Annotated in this window: 17 protein-coding genes; 3 read left to right on the top strand and 14 right to left on the bottom strand. The window is 51.4% G+C overall.

Going from position 1 to position 16,366, the window contains the following annotated elements; genetic code table 11:
- Positions 1–97 precede the first annotated feature (97 nt).
- The 3 genes from SH449x_RS14350 (at position 98) to SH449x_RS14340 (ending at position 1,176) form a co-directional block, all read left to right on the top strand.
- Positions 98–349 carry a hypothetical protein gene (locus tag SH449x_RS14350; protein ID WP_482376757.1) on the top strand — a complete coding sequence of 84 codons (252 nt, stop codon included), beginning with the start codon at positions 98–100 and terminating at the stop codon, positions 347–349.
- Between the two features lie 85 nt (positions 350–434).
- Entirely contained in the window at positions 435–737 is a 303-nt protein-coding gene (locus tag SH449x_RS14345; RefSeq protein WP_482376756.1) for a hypothetical protein, read from the top strand.
- A gap of 256 nt (positions 738–993) precedes the next feature.
- A complete protein-coding gene (locus SH449x_RS14340) occupies positions 994–1,176 on the top strand; it encodes a DUF4259 domain-containing protein (protein WP_482376755.1) in 183 nt (60 codons plus the stop codon).
- On the opposite strand, the gene SH449x_RS14335 is transcribed toward SH449x_RS14340, so the two are convergent.
- The 14 genes from SH449x_RS14335 to SH449x_RS14270 all read right to left on the bottom strand — a co-directional run bounded on the left by SH449x_RS14335 (position 1,173) and on the right by SH449x_RS14270 (position 16,136).
- Positions 1,173–1,685, bottom strand: a complete 513-nt coding sequence (locus SH449x_RS14335; protein WP_482376754.1) for a GNAT family N-acetyltransferase — start codon at positions 1,683–1,685, stop codon at positions 1,173–1,175. The two genes, SH449x_RS14340 and SH449x_RS14335, sit on opposite strands and share 4 nt — an antisense overlap.
- A gap of 6 nt (positions 1,686–1,691) precedes the next feature.
- Positions 1,692–1,958 carry a hypothetical protein gene (locus SH449x_RS14330; protein WP_482376753.1) on the bottom strand — a complete coding sequence of 89 codons (267 nt, stop codon included), beginning with the start codon at positions 1,956–1,958 and terminating at the stop codon, positions 1,692–1,694.
- Between the two features lie 231 nt (positions 1,959–2,189).
- The gene (locus tag SH449x_RS14325; RefSeq protein WP_482376752.1) at positions 2,190–2,606 is read right to left on the bottom strand and encodes a hypothetical protein; all 417 of its coding nucleotides are present in this window, start codon (positions 2,604–2,606) and stop codon (positions 2,190–2,192) included.
- A 597-nt stretch (positions 2,607–3,203) separates the two neighbouring features.
- Entirely contained in the window at positions 3,204–6,323 is a 3,120-nt protein-coding gene (locus tag SH449x_RS14320) for a protein kinase domain-containing protein (protein WP_482376751.1), read from the bottom strand.
- A 168-nt stretch (positions 6,324–6,491) separates the two neighbouring features.
- A complete protein-coding gene (locus tag SH449x_RS14315; RefSeq protein WP_482376750.1) occupies positions 6,492–9,092 on the bottom strand; it encodes an NHL repeat-containing protein in 2,601 nt (866 codons plus the stop codon).
- 276 nt (positions 9,093–9,368) lie between these two features.
- The gene (locus SH449x_RS14310; RefSeq protein WP_482376749.1) at positions 9,369–9,773 is read right to left on the bottom strand and encodes a type II toxin-antitoxin system VapC family toxin; all 405 of its coding nucleotides are present in this window, start codon (positions 9,771–9,773) and stop codon (positions 9,369–9,371) included.
- Positions 9,770–9,973, bottom strand: coding sequence for a hypothetical protein (locus tag SH449x_RS14305; RefSeq protein WP_482376748.1), 204 nt, complete (start codon positions 9,971–9,973; stop codon positions 9,770–9,772). Before SH449x_RS14305 ends, SH449x_RS14310 begins: the two co-directional genes overlap by 4 nt.
- A gap of 121 nt (positions 9,974–10,094) precedes the next feature.
- A complete protein-coding gene (locus tag SH449x_RS14300) occupies positions 10,095–10,655 on the bottom strand; it encodes an ECF-type sigma factor (protein ID WP_482376747.1) in 561 nt (186 codons plus the stop codon).
- A 282-nt stretch (positions 10,656–10,937) separates the two neighbouring features.
- The gene (locus SH449x_RS14295) at positions 10,938–12,152 is read right to left on the bottom strand and encodes a DsrE family protein (RefSeq protein WP_482376746.1); all 1,215 of its coding nucleotides are present in this window, start codon (positions 12,150–12,152) and stop codon (positions 10,938–10,940) included.
- Between the two features lie 143 nt (positions 12,153–12,295).
- A complete protein-coding gene (locus SH449x_RS14290) occupies positions 12,296–12,775 on the bottom strand; it encodes a bacterioferritin (RefSeq protein ID WP_482376745.1) in 480 nt (159 codons plus the stop codon).
- A 413-nt stretch (positions 12,776–13,188) separates the two neighbouring features.
- Entirely contained in the window at positions 13,189–13,596 is a 408-nt protein-coding gene (locus tag SH449x_RS14285) for a hypothetical protein (RefSeq protein WP_482376744.1), read from the bottom strand.
- A 536-nt stretch (positions 13,597–14,132) separates the two neighbouring features.
- Positions 14,133–14,366 (bottom strand): hypothetical protein, encoded by a 234-nt coding sequence (locus tag SH449x_RS14280; RefSeq protein WP_482376743.1) that lies wholly within the window; start codon positions 14,364–14,366, stop codon positions 14,133–14,135.
- Complete coding sequence (locus SH449x_RS14275; protein WP_482376742.1) at positions 14,363–15,874, bottom strand: hypothetical protein; 1,512 nt, start codon at positions 15,872–15,874, stop codon at positions 14,363–14,365. The genes SH449x_RS14280 and SH449x_RS14275 overlap by 4 nt, the downstream gene beginning before the upstream one ends.
- Before the next feature lie 85 nt (positions 15,875–15,959).
- On the bottom strand, positions 15,960–16,136 hold the full coding sequence (locus SH449x_RS14270; protein WP_482376741.1) for a DUF1328 domain-containing protein: 177 nt from the start codon (positions 16,134–16,136) through the stop codon (positions 15,960–15,962).
- Positions 16,137–16,366: the final 230 nt, after the last annotated feature.

Here is a 16,366-nt window from a genome sequence, read left to right as displayed (position 1 = left end):
TTTTCAGTAAAGCGAGTTGCGTGGTATGGGCATATTGGATTGGCTAAAGACTAAATTTTCACGTCGCGGGAAGCATCTTGCTCCGTACCGTAGCGGAATGTTGAAAGCCGACAAAGGTGACTTCGCAGGTGCGATTCAGGACTACACTGCTGCGATCAAAACGGAAGGACTGCCGAAAGATGTGCTGGGAATGGCACTCTTCAATAGATCGCTTGCTTACTCCGCCATTCAAGAAAACGAAAAGGCTGCGGAGGACCTAGCCAAGGTCTTAAAGATGCCTGGACTACCTGAGAACATCAAGATTGCTGCAAGTCAACGTCAGGAACGAATCCGACGCAGGGAAGCCTAACCGTAGCGAACGGGTTAAGCTTTCTGCTTTCTAGCTGTGCCCTTTGGCTCCGATGGGAAGAGATCGTTGGGGTCCAATGTGGAGCGTGTCCGGTACCGTCGAGCAGATCGGGTTTTCCACAAGGCAGAGTCCGAGCCTCCGCCCGGGTGCGGTCACCGTCACGTTGCTACGACGTTCGAGTTGGTTCGCTGCCGAACTGGAGTCGACGACGCTGGCGATACCGTCGGGCAAAGCTAACTGTGGCGATCAAATTTGGAAACAGCTTGCCGACGCAGGGCTTAGGAATTCTAATCGCGGAAGAATAAAAGGTCGCTGGGTAAAAAAGCTTCAGTTGCGAAGAAATCGTCTCGTCCGACAGGACTTGCGCCGCTTTGGACAGAGCCTCTAAGAGCTGAATTTGGCGGTCATTTCTAATACCTCATAGAGCGAATTGAGGCCAATTCAACCCCGAAAGCTTTACGAAACAAGGGAGTTGTTACTCCATTAATAGCCGACATCCGTTTAAGGTACTTGAGAAATTCCTCAGTGCTGTAACAGCTGTTCTAGCGTATCTCGAAAATTCTTGGATCGCAAGCGTGACCCGAAGACAGACCTGTATTAATCCACGCTAATTAATTTTCTTAGTTTGACTAAGAGGCGTAAAAATGGGTAGTTTCGGAGTGGAACCGTTTGAAAATGATGATGCGTTGGATTGGCTGGTTCGCTTTGCAGAAGCGCCTCTGAAGAACGTACGCGACGCCTTATCATTGAAATCAGGGACTACGCCTAGTTCCTCTCGCGCTTCACGCGTTGTGGCTGCGGCATACCTGCTATCGGGTAAGCGCTAGGCTCGTGGTATAGAACCCAAAGTTAGGATCATTGGGATTGGCGCTGGGCGATCTCCCAGCGCACCCGATACAATTTCAAGCTCTTCGAATCCATAACGTTTGTAAAACTCGACTGCTGCAGGTTTCGCGTCGACCACCACAGCGACGCATCCCGTGCGGTCTGCCATCTCATGAGCGATTCCGAAGACTGCTTTCAAAAGTTGCTTGCCGATGCCTTGCCCCTGTGCCTTTTCGGAAACCGCCAGGGGTGCCAACCTTAACGCGGGTAGCGGATAATTCGGTAATTGTTTTCGGGTAGATTTCGGCAAGTCTTTGATCGTGATCGAAGTTGCCGATAATGTTGCAAACCCGAGTATTTTTGACTCGCGAACGGCCACATAGGTAGTCCCGATGTGTAACCGAAACTGATTCTGGCCAGCGAATTTTTGGAAGAAGCGATCCAATTCGATATCGCCACAATGGAAGTCGTCGCGTTTGTCGTCAGGTCGTAGCGCACGGATCTCTATCATCGAGCATCAATCACCGAACAGGGCTCGCATGGCATCTGTTGCTGGCTTAGGTTTCTTGATGCGATCGAGAATATCCTTGCCAGTTGCTCGAGAAACTTCGATGACCGGCGGAATGATCAGGTCTGCGGGAATGGAGTCCAGAGCACTCAGATGATGAAGCACAGCCGTTTCGATTAAGTGAGACTTTTTTACGCCATGCGCAGCCACGTACCGCTCCAGCAGTTGTCGCGTTTCGTCAGATATATTGGCCGATATCTGTGTCGATGAGTTCATCTGTCCCTCGTTCATTTCATCTTGCGTAGAAAACTCTACGTTTTTGTAGATTTTATTCGCTCGATCAGCCAATGGCAAGGTCGTAACGTTTCGCGGATGCTGCAAAAGGACTGAAAGTAAAGAAGGGGACGGCCAAAGACCAAGCCACAGGGACGAGATCTGGCTGGAGATACCGGAACTGGGGGCTGTGGGGTTCGCGGAGCTGGTGGCCACGATTCGGCCAGCACGAGATTAATCTTGGGAGTCACGGCGGCTCACCCGTTCTGGAGGATGACGCAGGACGACTTTATTCCAGAGGGGGAGATGGAGCCTAGCGAGCATGTCCACTACAAATGGTGTTATTTTAAAGCGAGTTAGCCAACAGCTAGCCGGAGACCGTGTCTTGCCCATGAAAGCAATTACAGATGTGCTTGCGCGTGCGGAAATGGAAAATGCCAACTTGGCGGTTCGGTCGGCGTACTTCGCATCACCAACCCATACGACAACAACTCGAAACGGATCAACGTTATTCTCAGCCGGAGGTGCCAAACTGGAATTGCTCGAGGAACCCGATGGCTTGTTGTCCGCATCGCGCTCGGCGACTGATGTGTTGATCGTTTGCTCTAGCAACTGGATCTTTGCCTCCAAAAGATCGATTCGTAGTTTCAATACATCAACCGATTCCTGTGATCTGGCAATTGAGCTTTAGCACACAAGCACAATAACAAACACCGGTAGTTTAATAGCACGTAGCAATCTGATTCCTTTGTGTAAAATTGGGGATGCAATCGATTTGCAGCACGAGTTCTATCCTAGTGAGAAACTTATCTTTAAAACCTGCTTGCGTTAGTCACTTTAATACGTCGACCGCGAATTGATCGGGATCTTTCTGATCACGCTGAGTCCTGTTTGCGAGAAGTTGTTGGCTATCATTGGCAACAACCATTTCCTGTCAAGTGATGCGTAGTTTTTCAATGGGTATTTCCGAGATCATTAATTCTACGGGTGTGTGTGAGAAGGTCGCGGTAGTCCATATAAACCTTGACTTTTGCGCCGCGGACAATTTATCTGACAACACAACTAAGCAGGTGAGGATATTAGCTCGCTCTTTTAACTCCTTTGCCGTCGCTTTTGCACCGCGTTTCGCAGCCGCCTCGAGGAGTGTTAACAATTGGTCAATCTGATTCGCTCGCTCCGCTTCTGGCCAATTGGCAACGATCTTCGCAATGTTTGGCGCCTGTCCGACTTTGGTGACTCGTGTCTCGCTTAGCGTGGGTTCGCATTAAGAATCAAATCTTCCGCTTCCTTGCGCAACAATTCGATCGTCAGTCGGCGATTCCAGGCTGGTGATTTTCCGACCTCCTCGTCGGCAAGCGTATTCGCCCGTTGCAGCCATTCCCGTGAGGCTTCCTGATCGCCTAAATGATGGTGCGTCATGGCCAGGAAATAGCTGTAGTAAGTTGATAGAGTCTTTTCTGGGTCGGATGCCGCGAGCGTTTCCTCGAGCGACTGTTTGGCCTCTGGATACTGGCCTGCCCGCATGAAAACCGCCCCCAAAGCGTTGACGAAACGCGTGTCGGTGGGGTCCTTCTCATGGTTCTCGCGGCACATTGCAATGACCTGGGTGTAATCGACGAAGGCGTTGGGTGCCAACACACAACTCCATACGGTAAAATATCGTGCGTCTTGGACATCGGAATTCGAAAACGCTTTGAGCATTTTATTGCAGGCTGTTGCGTAGAACGATCGATCGCCAACGTTCAGACTCAGTAATGCCGTTTGATACTGCTCGTGGTAGCTCAAGCCTTCTGCTTGGAATGTGGCCTTAAGATCTGGCCAGGCTCGTGTAAATTCGCCAAGAGCAATCAAAGCCATGCCGCGAGCTTTCAGACACTCAGTCGACCGATTGTTTAGTTCCACCGCTCGATCCAGTAAATCTAAATAGCCCTGGCGAAAATCCTCGTCTGGACATGTGGCGATGAGTTCTACTGGAATCCATGTGATTGCCGTTAACTCTGCGGGCAGCAATTCGACGGCCTTTACCAGATCCGCGAGAGCCTCTGGAAACTTTTGCAGTTCAAAATGAACTAAAGCGCGACGTTTGTACTCGAATGATCGAAAAGGACTCAGTTTCAATGCCTGATTCAAGTCTGCCAGGGCCTCTTGAAACATCCCAAGTTTCACATAGGAATCCGAGCGTTCTGTGAAGATAGTTGGCACGTCCCAATTGGCGGAATCCACGCGGCGGATTCGACCATTGGCTATAGCCAGAGTGGCAACTTTGATCGCTTGTTCGTATTCACCCAATTGGTAATGAGCTTCCGCAACCCGTCGTAACGCTAGTTGCGATTCGGGAAGTTCAGGATCTAGGTTTCGTGATAATTCCACAACATCGCGATAACGTTTTCCCGCACTTGCAGCCCTCAGCAGGCACCGGTATTTCTCTTGGTCATTTTGACTAAGCTCCGCAGCCCTCAGATATTCCTTCTCGGCGTTAACCGAATCTTTATGCGGATAGAGATAGACCCCTGCTAACAGGCTGTGACATGGTGATGATTCAGGTTCTAGTCTTACGGCCCACTTGGCATGAAGAAGAGCGGTATCGGCATCCTCAAACATAACATCAATACAAAATGCCAGAAACGATGCAATGGTCCGATGGTACTCTGCATTGTCAGGCTCTAGTTCAATGGCCTTCTCTAAATCCAACCGTACCTTATCAAACTTACCCAGTAGCCCGAAGACTTTTCCCCGTTCGAAATACGCTTTGGCATCGCGGGGATTCAGCTTTAGCAGCTCGGTGTAGAAAGCCGTAGCGTCCTCTAGAAGGCGGGTTCGAATTTCGGCCATTTCTGGGATGCGCGATAACTCGGTGTCGGCCACGCGAGTCAGCATTTGATCCACAGCTTTCCTGGCTCGCTCGTAGTTTTCTGTGGCTCGTTCGCGTTCGTCGACTGCGATCTGAAATGCCTCTTTGGAATCGTCCAGCCGCTCGTCGGCAAGTTGGCGTGCCGCATTGGCCTGGACGGCTTGCCATAAGCTTACACCCGTTCCGATGAGCATGGTCAATGTAAGTAGACTGACCGTGGTCAGTATACCGCGATTTCGCTGCGCTAGCTTTCGAAACCGATAAGCCAGCGTCGGCGGGCAAGCATTCACGACCACGCCGTCGAGATACCTTTGCACATCCGCAGCAAAGTCGCTGGCAGAGTCGTAACGGCGATTGCGATTTTTCTCCAGAGCTTTCATGACGATCCAGTCCAGTTCACCTCGCAATTGTTCACTCACGCGTCGCTGATCGATACGGCGTCTGTCGGCTATGGTGGATCGAGCCTGTGCCTGCATCGTGGTGATGCGTGCACTAGGTCGCGGCGGTTCCTGCTCTCTAATGATGCGACGCATGTCGTCGAAGCCTGCTTTGTCCAGCGTCTCTTTATCAAAAGGAGTTGTCCCAGTCAGCAACTCATACAACATGACACCGAGCGAGTACACATCGCTGCGCGTATCGATGTCGATCCCGTTCATTTGAGCTTGCTCGGGACTCATGTACAGCGGCGTCCCTAGCATTTGCTGATAACCGGTAAACAGCGTCCGTTCGGTGAGCTGCTGACTCAGTGCTTTGGCGATCCCAAAGTCAATCACCTTGACCACCGCCTTGTCATCGTGCATCGTGACCAACACGTTAGAAGGTTTCAAGTCGCGATGAATAATACCTTTCTGATGGGCGTGCTGGACAGCACGGCAGACATCTGAGAATAGCGAGAGACGTTCCTCGGTCGTCAATCGAGCTTCATCGCAGTAGTCCGTGATCGGTATTCCACGAACCAGCTCCATCACGAAATAAGGGCGACCGCTCTCGGTCGCTCCTCCATCATAGATGCGGGCGATGTTGGGATGGTCCATCATGGCCAGCGCCTGCCGTTCGGCTTCGAAGCGGGCGATGACTTCGCGCGAATCCATGCCGGGCTTCAGAATCTTCAATGCTACCTTGCGACGAACAGGCGATGTCTGTTCAGCCATGTAGACCGTACCGAAACCGCCTTGACCGATCTGTTCCAGAAGCTTGTACAAACCTATCTGGCGACCGTCGATTCGATCTTGGAAATCCATGGTGGGGGAGGCGGTGGGGGAGGCCTCGTCCCGCCCAACCTTGTCCGAGGCCATGTGCGTTTCTTCAGGGCCGAAAGCATCCACAATGGCATCCAGCGGACTGTCTCCATCGTTCTTAGCTATTGCGGCTAGAAGCCTATGAACCTGCTTCTGCAATTCGAGATCGGCACCGCAATGCTCGTTGATGATGACATCTCGCTCGGTGTCGTTCTTAATCCCAGAGGCTAGAAGAAAGATCGCTTTGGCGGAGAGTTTTTCTACGTCGGTGTTTTTCACGAGTCATCGATACCAGTAACAAGTTAGATTCGAAGGGTCGTTGGTGAAATCGCCATGATTTGTTCACACTGTTTCGCTTTCATCATAACCCGAAGCATAGCCACGGGCGTGAGGGTGGCTATGTTCGGTTGCCCCGGGCACCGAGGGTTCGTAAATCGGTCCGTTAGGCTAGCCCATTCGCGATCCTGTAATAGATGCCTCCAAGGGGGACCATAGAGACTCGTCTTCGTTATCATCAAAAAGTGAATCGAGACCGGCAAAGGCTTCGTCTACCGCGTCAACATTAGCGGCGGGGGCTGCGATTGGTGAACTTAGAAATGGGACGAGGGACGTGGGGACAGCGACTACCCGATCCCCTCGCTCGTGACTACGAATGGTCTCCATCCGATTCTCGCCAGATCGTCGTGCCAGCTCGAAAAGGGGGCTGGCTGCGAGATCGAGTGAACGGGAACCACCCAGCATTTGCGCGCTGAGTCCCTGTTCGTCGGCTATAAAGGGATTCGTATGCTCGAATGTCGCAGCAACGGCAGTCACGGCAGCCGACGATGGAGCCGGAGGATCTGCGATACCTTGGGGGTTCGTATTTCCAGCCGCTAGGGCAAAGCTGAGCGAGGCTGATTGGCTACCGGAATTTCGACTGCGAGCATTCGTGTACTCGTAGACGCGATCAGTACCGTTATCGACAATCCAGATGCTCTGGCTGGCTCCGGAAGGGTCAATCGTTAGGCCGGTAGGTGCTTTGTTCGCCGAGTCGATGGTCCAGCTTCCTACCAGAGCACCGGTCATCGTGTACTTAAAGACTTTATCGGTTGTGCTGTCATTGACCACCCAAATGTTTGTGCCATCGGTCACGATATCTTTCGGATTGAGATTGCCGCTGTTGAGAGCGAAATTACTGGCAGCGTTTTGACTCCCTGAAAGTCGGCTAGCGGCGTTTGTATAGCGGTAGACTCGGTCTTGACGGGCATCGACCAACCAAACGTCGGTGCCGTTAGTGGTTATCCCTTCGATCGTGGCATTGGAAGCCACGGAACCGGCTGTCCATGAACCCAGAAGAGTACCGCTGTTGTTGTAGACATAGACTTTCTTGTTGGCATCGACGACCCACACCTTGTCCCCTGCAACCGTGCTGGCAGCACCACGTGGTGCTGAGTTGCCGCTGTTGAGCGAGTAGTTTTCGACCGAACTATGGTCGGCGGCATATTCGAACGTGCGATCGTTTGATGCATCGTCAACTACATAGAACTTAGTCGCCAACATCGGCTTTACCTTCAGAACGAACGAGGCAGGTCGTGAAACATCGTAAGACAGCGACGGATGTGGGTCAAAGTCGAACAACGTTGAAGCCGAAAAGCCGGTAACCAGTAATTTTCCGGTTGCATCCTGAGCTAGGTCGTGTGCGCTATCGATGCTTGTTCCACCTACCAATCCAGCCCACGTGATGGATCCTTGACCATCAAGCGCCATGATCCACACATCGTTGCTGCCTTTTCCTGCGAGCGAAATATTTGGAGTTGGATTGAATCCTCCCGTTCCCCCCGTCGAACCCACTGCTGCGTATCCATCAGATGTTGCAATAAGTCCTCTGATCGATCCGAGACTCCCGCCATAGGCAGAGATAGTGGCAACCCCGCCATTCGCCGAATTTAGCTTTGCCAAATACCCTTTATCGGAATTGGAATAAGGAAGTGACAGTCCGCTGTTCGACGAGACACGAACATTGCCTCGATAAGAACCTAACGCAGTGACGAAGCCATCATTCCCAATTGCGACAACGGGCGCAAGTACTAGCGAATTTGGATCAATGGATGTATCGGAGTCAAACGTTGTGGCCCATTGGAATTCCCCGTTGACTGATAGTTTTGCAACGAAACTACTGCTCGATGCTGCCGATGCAGTAAACAACTGCACCGCGGATCCGGGATCCAAATCAACGGACTCTCTGAAAGTACCTGCCCAGTAAATATCACCACTAGCATCGACTGCCAAACTATTAACGATGGCACGCTGTGCGGCGAAATCTCCAGTCCAAACGACCTGTCCCTGACTGTTCAACTGGCGCAACTGCGTTATTCCAGGCGTGGAAGAAGGGCCACTTGGTCGCGAGCGTCCCGCAATGGTAAGATTGCCGTCGTCGTCCAGAACCATATCACTAAATGTTTCAGGGTCTGCCGTACCCCAGTTAATTGCCCACATGTAATTACCGTTCTGGTCCAACTTGGCTGCGAACTGATCGGATCCGCCAAGGCTGTTGAGCGTAAAAGGACCAAAGTTTGCGCTATTCGAGAATTCGCCACCGACATACAGGTTTCCGCTGCTGTCCACTTCCAAACCAAGGGCTGAACCATCCATCCGCTTCACCCAGACAAACTGTCCTTGTGAATCGTACTTGGCAATAAATCCGTTGAAACCACCGCTTCCATTAGGCTCTACCGTTAAAATATCCTGATTGCCGGGCTGGATGGCGTTTCGATCAAAATCGACGGTGCCTTCAAAAATGCCGCCCATGAACGTATTGCCAGCAGAATCAGCGGCGACTGTATATGCATACGATTTCCCGACAGGATAGTCGCTTTCCGTGGTGATGACTGATTCGAACACCAAGCCCGCAAACAGGTTTCTGGCCTCGAGTTGTTCAGCTACGAGCTTCCGACCTGTTCTTGTTTTTCCGGAAGGTTTGCCCGCGTTGACGCTTAAGCGCTTACCCGACGTCTTTTTGATCGTTGGATTGAGTAGTTCTGCGAGTTTACGGCGGGAGTTTCGAAACATGACGGTGATCCTCGTTCAAAAATGAACTGCTGTGTGGAGAAAATTCTGCTTGGCATTGATCAATGCAAGAAACAGCTCTGAACCGTCCGGAGAATTTTGAAATTATTCCTCGACTGAGCCAAGATTGGTCGCAGCGAACCACGCTCGGGCGAACTTCCAGTTGTCGTAAGCCTCGGTGCGATTAGGGTTTAGCGCCCCGTCTCAGTGACCGTTTTGGGCTACGAGGTATAGCCAATAGGTATCGGGTGCGCCACCGATTCATCCAAGCTCGAAGAATTAGGGCGTGATGAGGGAGACGGCTGGAAAGTAATTGCGGTATCGGGTGGCATCCCGCGTTACCAAAGTCAGATTGCTTATCTCCGCATGAGCTCCAATATAGAAATCGGGAAGCGGAGAACTTCTGGCCCCACCAGCCCGTCGATACTTTACAAACGCTTGGGCCGCTAACCACCCTGCCCCGTAAGGCAAAGGAAGCCTCGCAAATATCGATGGATCGAGCCACCGGTCGAGTGCCAGTTGGGTGGTAAATGCTGGCGCGAGCTCTGCGTAGATCAATGGGTTTATAAGAACCGGCCCACTAGCTGCCGCGACTCGAAATTGCCCCTCGGACCAAGTCAGCCATGTCACATCTGCAGTGGCGATATCGAGCAACACATTTGCATCAAATAGAAATCCACTCATTCCTCACCGCGAGTCAGTGTCATTACATCTGCCGTCGTCACCCCCGACTGACTTGCCCCCCGAGCTTGCGTCAACCACGTTTCGACGTCCGCTGGCGAACTCCTTCTCGAACGATAATCATCCAGCCATCGCGCGAGTTCTTCAATTTGAGGCAATGGCAATTGCTCTATTGCTTTTTCGATTTCAGCGATTGTTGTCATGCAAATCATTTTACCATCGAGTTGACGATCTCTCTACATGACCAATAACGACAAATGAAAATCTGTTGTCGTCCTCAGTCAATCCAGAAAACCGTTTGCAATCTTGTCCAGAATTTCGAAATTATTCTTCGACTGAGCCAAGATTGGTGGCAGCGAACCACGCTCGGGCGAACTTCCAGTTGTCGTAAGCCTCGGTGCGAGATAGGTTTAGCGATTGACCTGCCTCTGTTACGGACAGGCCGCCAAAGAGCCGTAGCTTGACCAGCTCGGCAGCCACGGAATCCTCAGCCGCCAAACGCGTCAATGCTTCATCCAGATCCAAGATCAGGTCCGGGTCGGTAGAAAACCCGTCAGCCAGATCCTCCATGTCCACCCGCCGGACACTACCGCCGCGTTTGTTCGCGCGCTTTGCCAAAGCCCAGTTGACCAAGATCTGACGCATGGAGTTGGCTGCCGCCGCAAAGAAGTGAGCTCGGCCCTGCCAAGCTTGTTCCGAATCCACCAGCCTCAAATAGGCTTCATGAACTAGAGCTGTTGCTTGCAAAGTGTGGTCCGACCGCTCCGATGCCAGGCGAGAGGCAGCTAGTTTCCTCAGCTCTTCATATACTAACGGCATAAGTCGGCCTGCAGCCAAAGAATCTCCGTCTTCGATCTGCTTTAGAATCTGCGTGATATCGTTCATTTAGACCAACGTGAACTAGGAATCTGAACTAGGAACCATGGAGTAGTCCTCGGCATTCTACATGGAAACCGCCATTGGTGGCGGATGTGTACCGGCTAGCTCAGAAACCTAATTCACCGGACGGGGCAAGCCCGTCGGGGTCTGGTGGTGTTGCTGGTGCGGTCTAGCTGCGAACCGTTGGCTCCGATGGGGCGAGCCCATCGGGGGGCTTTATTTGCCGCCCCCAGTCGGCTCGTCCGACTGGAGCGTGTGGTTCGCAGGCTAGATTGACATCGAGTTGTCTTATTTTCGAGTGGGAAGTTCATAGGGTGCGTGAATTTCTTCCATACCGTTTTTAATGAAGCGACTGACCAATTTCGCATGCTCCTGCACCAACATGACGACATACGGGTCATCCGACTGGTAACGGACCTTTATCCCCTTTTCGGTTTCTTCGTAGGTCAGCGTGTAGTCATCGGCATGCTTAATGAGCTCGACGAAGATCGGATGAAACGTCATAGGGGGCAACGGCTTGTTGTCAACAACGCGGTCTTCCATAGCTGGTACATGCTCTTTTAGCAATTTCGCAATCGCTTCGTCATCGGATTCCGTTACTGCCTCAGCTCCATCCGCTAAGTCAGTGACGGTTCGCTTAATCTTTTCACGATCCGCGAACATAGCATGCAAAGTTGTCATGTCTTCCCGCATGCCTGGCATCGCGCCTGGCCCACGCCCCATTCCGCGTCCCTGCATTGGACCATGCTCGCCACCATGCTCGCTGGCATGCTCTTCGACTTTCGCAACAGTCTCTTGAGGCTCAGACTTCGTAACGGGTGTAGAGCTTGCGATCGGAACGTAGGCAAAACCGTCCGCTTGCAAGTTCACGACAGCCGTCAAAGCCGACACGGCTGGCTTGACAAACGTTGCGACATCTTCGAGGTTTGCACCTTTGGAGATCAATGACTGACCACACACATAAAGCTCAACACCATTGTTGTTCAGTTGCCCAAGCAGTCCTAGGTTTGGATTTCCGACTGTCTTAAATTTTTCGGCATAGGCATTGGAGTTAAGTACTGAGAGTGTTGCTTCGCCGTGGAAGACAACAGCGATTTTCACGTTTGCTGGCTCCGCCCCACCGCCAGCGTAAATATTGAGGTACTTGGCCACTTTCTCCAACCCACTATTAAGCTCGTTCGGGTCTCCTCCGCTCGTTAGATCAACCAGCAACTTCGTGCCCGAACGGGGTTGCTGGGCGGCATTAGGCAGTGAAACAACGCCTCCATGATTGGCAATGGCCGGGTACGCGAGATCATCAGATTTGGCTGCTTTATCCTTTGTCTCCACTTGATTCGCCATTCGCCTACCTTGGCCGAACCCAAGACCGGCCCCAGGGCCTCGTCCGCCCCGAAATCCTTGACCGCGGCCAGCACCAGGCCGATCCTGCGCTGATACGTCCGAGACGGTGAGGCCCAGAACAGCAAGCGATGTTAACAGAAGGAAACCAAGTTTGCGGACCATGCCAAAAACCCCAAGACAAAAGTACTAGAAGCGTTCTAATTTGATGATACGGTTGTGTCACGAGCTGGCAGCTCGTTGAACAAACACTACGACTTGTTAAGGCAGCCGGTAAGGGGGCAGTTCCTTATTCAGTAGGCTGTTAGCTACTCTGCCGAGCTGGTGGACATATGCTTGGCGATATACGCTGGCTCGCCCATGCGATTGAGTAAGTCGATCTGTAATTCCAACCAACTCGCATGCCCCTCTTCGTCCACTGCGATTCGTTCGAAGAGCTGCCGCGTTCCAATATCTCGCTCTTCACTCGCTTGAATGGATGCTGTCGTATAAAAATCGATCGCTGCTTTTTCATCAGCCAGGTCCGTTTCAAACATGTGCTTTAGCGATGTCGCCCGTACCGGTGTCTTCTCCAGTGCAAGCTTCGGGTCACCTTTCAGAAACAGTATTCTGACTAGGAATTCTTCGGAATGACCAAGTTCTTCCTGTAACTCTTCCCTCATCTTATTCGCCAATAGACCCATGCCCCAGTCATCCAAAACGCATGCATGAAGCTGATACTGGTGCATGGCGGTAAGTTCCATCGATAACGCGCGTTGAAGATTCTCAATCGTCTTTGTCTTGGTCATTTTGTTGCTTTTCTCGTTAGGATTTGCTGCGGTTACTATCCACGGTTCTACGGTGGGGCGAGTCCGTCAATCGACAGACGTTGTCCAGACCATGAGTTAATTACGGTTCAACGAAAACGACAGCAAGCAGTAAGAAGCTTGCGGTGATACGCATCGCAACGCTGATTAAACCGTTGTTTAGTTTCCACAATTAGCAGGTCCCGGGAATTTCTGAATGTTCCCATGGGTAGATCCGCGAGTCGGTAAAAGGTTACACAAATCGCTTTCGCTTTTCGCGATCCTCAGCGAACACGGTCGGAGCTGGGCCACCTAACCGATCTACCGACTGCAAACCATCTGAACTTTTCGATGAGGGCAAATGGGAAAGCGAGACGAGGCAATTAGTCACACGCGACCAAACATGCTTCGGAACTCTAGCGATCCGTGTTTCCGGGTTGCCGGCTCGATACTACGACTTTCGCAGGTCTACCGTTCATCAGGAGCTCCGTAGTCCCAGTTTCACCTGCCCTTACAAAGAACCGCTTTGTTTCCAAAATTCGTTTGCCACTCGCATCCACCGATTCAGCGCGAACGATAACATGGTAGTCGCGTCCCTGCATCGGATTGACGTTGACTAACCTGTGGGAGCCTTCTTTGTTTTCCTCGATCTCAGAATTCACATAGAACCCATCATTAGAAGGAACCTTGACAATGAGATCTAGCGATCTATTCCTATCCAAATCCGTCGCAGTCGTTAATCCCGAATTTAAGCGAGCGACGAATGTAGTCTGCGAGTGACTATTTGCGTATCCAGTCTGCGTTGACGCACTTTGGTAAGGCATCAGCCTCGCACCAGAGGAACCGTAGCACCCTCCACTACAACCAAAGCTATGTGTTGAGTGTAAGCCATGCGGCTTATTGCCTCTCAGTCCCCATTTAGCATGGGACACATTCGGGAGTATCGCCACCATAAAACAGAATGCTGCGGCCAACCGACACCACCTACTAAAGCGGGTCGGTAAATAAATATTGTAAAACCGAATAACGTTTGTACTGTTGATCATCATTGTTCTATACACCATAGTTGAGTTGAGAGATTCCAATTGCCTACCGGTTTATTCCGCACACTGTGACTCAAGTCGGCGAATCATCTTTTGGTAGATACTTTTACTTGTATGGCACGAATAAAAAGGAGGTAAGGCGAACAGCAGATGGAAATATACCACGTACGACGGACTGGAAGTCCATCGTACGAAGGAATTATTGGTAGAATTTTACCCGTCGCTCGATTAAACGGTTATTTGTTTACCTCCCAGGTGGGGATCCTCGGCGGGTTTCCGCTAGGGAAGGGTGGCTTCGTTGAACCAGCCCAACGAGGTCACTTGTCGTCAACCTCACGATTGCTACCTGTGGCGTTGTCGGTTAGTTCCTTCGCTTTTGTCGTTAGAGCGTCGGCATCCTCCTTCATTTTGCCACTGTCGATCTCCAAATTGATGTTCTTTTTATCCCCTTCGATGCCAACCGGACTCGATACAGTAAACCACCCTTGGTAGAAGCCTCCGGCTACAATAACAACCAAGATCAGAAACACAATGATTAGTAATCGCCTCATGATGGATATCCTCCTCCTTCGCCAGCACCGTCGTCTTTTTTACCATCTTTGCCGCGCCCCTCTCCTTCTTTCCCCTTGCCTCGCACCGGCGGAACAATCTTATCAACTCGGGGTGGTCGCGGTTTCGGTTGGATTTTAGGGTCCGCAGGCGGTACCGTGAGGACTTTCGGTGGAGCTTTACCAGGCTCGAGTTTTTTGATCGGTGCCCCAATAATTGTCGATCGGGGAATTCGAATTCGTCCCGGTGCCGCAGTGCCATCCGGCGGTCTACCGGTGCGACCAGAGACTTCCGATTCCAATTTGAGTCGTTGTTCGTTCAAGGCGCGAATCTCCCCCCCCCTTCTGCCTAGTTGTTGTCGTGCTTCAGGAGCGAGTGGTTGAATACGATTAAGTATAGTTTTAGCCTGAGTCAGTTCCTCCAATGTCGTGCCCACACGAAAACTATCATCCACAGCACTTCCGTCTCGATTAAGTCTTTCGCGTTGGGACCTCAAGTCGCGCGGTGGTCGTTCACGCTCATTGTCTCGGCGGCGCTCGTAAGCGGTCTCCATACGCTGTTTCCATTGTTGGTCAGCGCGATTTTGCCATCGTTGCTGGGCATAGAAAGGATCGTAACCTGAAAACTGGTTGTGGTAGGAAAACCACGGTGAGAAGCCCTGATTTGCGTAGTTTGTACTGTAGTAGTCGCCAAAATAGTAATGGCCATAGTTGGGTCGCAAAAACAGGTGATTTGTGAACACACTCGGGCTGATAACCGTCACGGGCGAATAGCGAAAGCTTCGTTGAGTATAGACGCTGGACCTGAAATAGACGGGAGCGTACAAAACACCTCGTCGATCTATGTTGTAATCGTAGTAACCGTTCACGAAGACATAGCCTCGTGGTGTCCAAACATAGCGTGCCGGAATCCAAGTCCAATCCTCCTGGCCAGGCGCCCAATAACCGGGTCGCCACGCGTAAAGGTTCTGTTGCCAAACCCAACTCCCGGGCAGCCAACGATGTTCTGCTGAAGGAGCCGGTATATTAGGACCTGCTTCAACCGTTGCCGGTGGCTCTGGCAAATACTCAATCTCTTCCAAATTGGCATCGGCCCAATATCCTGACGTCCATTGAGCTCCCTTGCCGGCCGATGCCCAATATCCTGGAATCCATTGTCTATCAGGCGGTAGAGCTCGCCAAATTCCACTGACCCAAATAAAATCCTCCCGATCATCATCCCATGCCCAATAACCAGGAATCCAGGAGATATTGTCCCCCTCCGGTTGATACTCTGGGGGAAGCTCCTCAATAGCAGCGGGCGGAATTTTTGGGATGACAAGCCCGGGATCGGGATCGAAAACAATCGTCTCAGCAAACGCCTCGTGAACTGGTCCACGAGTGAGGATCTCAACTTCATCGTCGATTGTTGCTGTTCGTTGCTGAGCGACCGACGGATTTACGACAATAGTAACACCAACAGCCGCGCAGGCTGCCAGGAGATACCACATGGTCTTCCTATTTCGATACATAGTTACTCTCCATTAATAAATATCCTTATTTCTATTTGGTTTGGTGGCGTTGTCGTGGAACAGCTCATGGAAACACGTTCTCTGGCTAATCCAAGATTCGTCCTCGCCTTGCTCCACTGAAAACGTAGGACAAAACGGCTAGCGCAAGAAAAACAACAAAAAGAATCTTTGCGACCCCCACGAATGATCCCGCGATACCTCCGAATCCCATGATCGCTGCGATCAACGCAATTACCAAACATGCAATCGCTAACTGTAACATGACTCGTTTCCTTCCTAGTGATTTTCTACTTCGCTGTTAGCTTGTAGCCTGGGACTTCAAGGTGATAGAGAAATCATGGGCTACTCTGTCATAGATTGGATTGTTACGTGGATGACCAACGTGACCAATCGACGAAACCCTGAAAGTCTCATGGCGGATAGGACTAGGAAAGCTACTACCGATCAGGACTGCACCTGCTCAGACTTGGCGAAACGGACTTATTGAGATAT

It is taken from the genome of Brakhagea baltica, assembly GCF_052161605.1.
Classification (GTDB): domain Bacteria; phylum Planctomycetota; class Planctomycetia; order Pirellulales; family Pirellulaceae; genus JBKCUI01.
Note: the sequence above shows the minus strand (reverse complement) of the source record. Positions and strands in the feature narration are given on the sequence as shown.

Excerpts from the sequence above, each read along its gene's own strand:
- SH449x_RS14350 (WP_482376757.1), top strand. The coding sequence starts at position 98 with ATGTTGAAAGCCGACAAAGGTGACTTCGCAGGTGCGATTCAGGACTAC.
- SH449x_RS14340 (WP_482376755.1), top strand. The coding sequence starts at position 994 with ATGGGTAGTTTCGGAGTGGAACCGTTTGAAAATGATGATGCGTTGGAT.
- SH449x_RS14335 (WP_482376754.1), bottom strand. The coding sequence starts at position 1,685 with ATGATAGAGATCCGTGCGCTACGACCTGACGACAAACGCGACGACTTC.
- SH449x_RS14330 (WP_482376753.1), bottom strand. The coding sequence starts at position 1,958 with ATGAACTCATCGACACAGATATCGGCCAATATATCTGACGAAACGCGA.
- SH449x_RS14315 (WP_482376750.1), bottom strand. The coding sequence starts at position 9,092 with ATGTTTCGAAACTCCCGCCGTAAACTCGCAGAACTACTCAATCCAACG.
- SH449x_RS14310 (WP_482376749.1), bottom strand. The coding sequence starts at position 9,773 with ATGAGTGGATTTCTATTTGATGCAAATGTGTTGCTCGATATCGCCACT.
- SH449x_RS14305 (WP_482376748.1), bottom strand. The coding sequence starts at position 9,973 with ATGACAACAATCGCTGAAATCGAAAAAGCAATAGAGCAATTGCCATTG.
- SH449x_RS14300 (WP_482376747.1), bottom strand. The coding sequence starts at position 10,655 with ATGAACGATATCACGCAGATTCTAAAGCAGATCGAAGACGGAGATTCT.
- SH449x_RS14295 (WP_482376746.1), bottom strand. The coding sequence starts at position 12,152 with ATGGTCCGCAAACTTGGTTTCCTTCTGTTAACATCGCTTGCTGTTCTG.
- SH449x_RS14290 (WP_482376745.1), bottom strand. The coding sequence starts at position 12,775 with ATGACCAAGACAAAGACGATTGAGAATCTTCAACGCGCGTTATCGATG.
- SH449x_RS14285 (WP_482376744.1), bottom strand. The coding sequence starts at position 13,596 with ATGCCTTACCAAAGTGCGTCAACGCAGACTGGATACGCAAATAGTCAC.
- SH449x_RS14280 (WP_482376743.1), bottom strand. The coding sequence starts at position 14,366 with ATGAGGCGATTACTAATCATTGTGTTTCTGATCTTGGTTGTTATTGTA.
- SH449x_RS14275 (WP_482376742.1), bottom strand. The coding sequence starts at position 15,874 with ATGTATCGAAATAGGAAGACCATGTGGTATCTCCTGGCAGCCTGCGCG.
- SH449x_RS14270 (WP_482376741.1), bottom strand. The coding sequence starts at position 16,136 with ATGTTACAGTTAGCGATTGCATGTTTGGTAATTGCGTTGATCGCAGCG.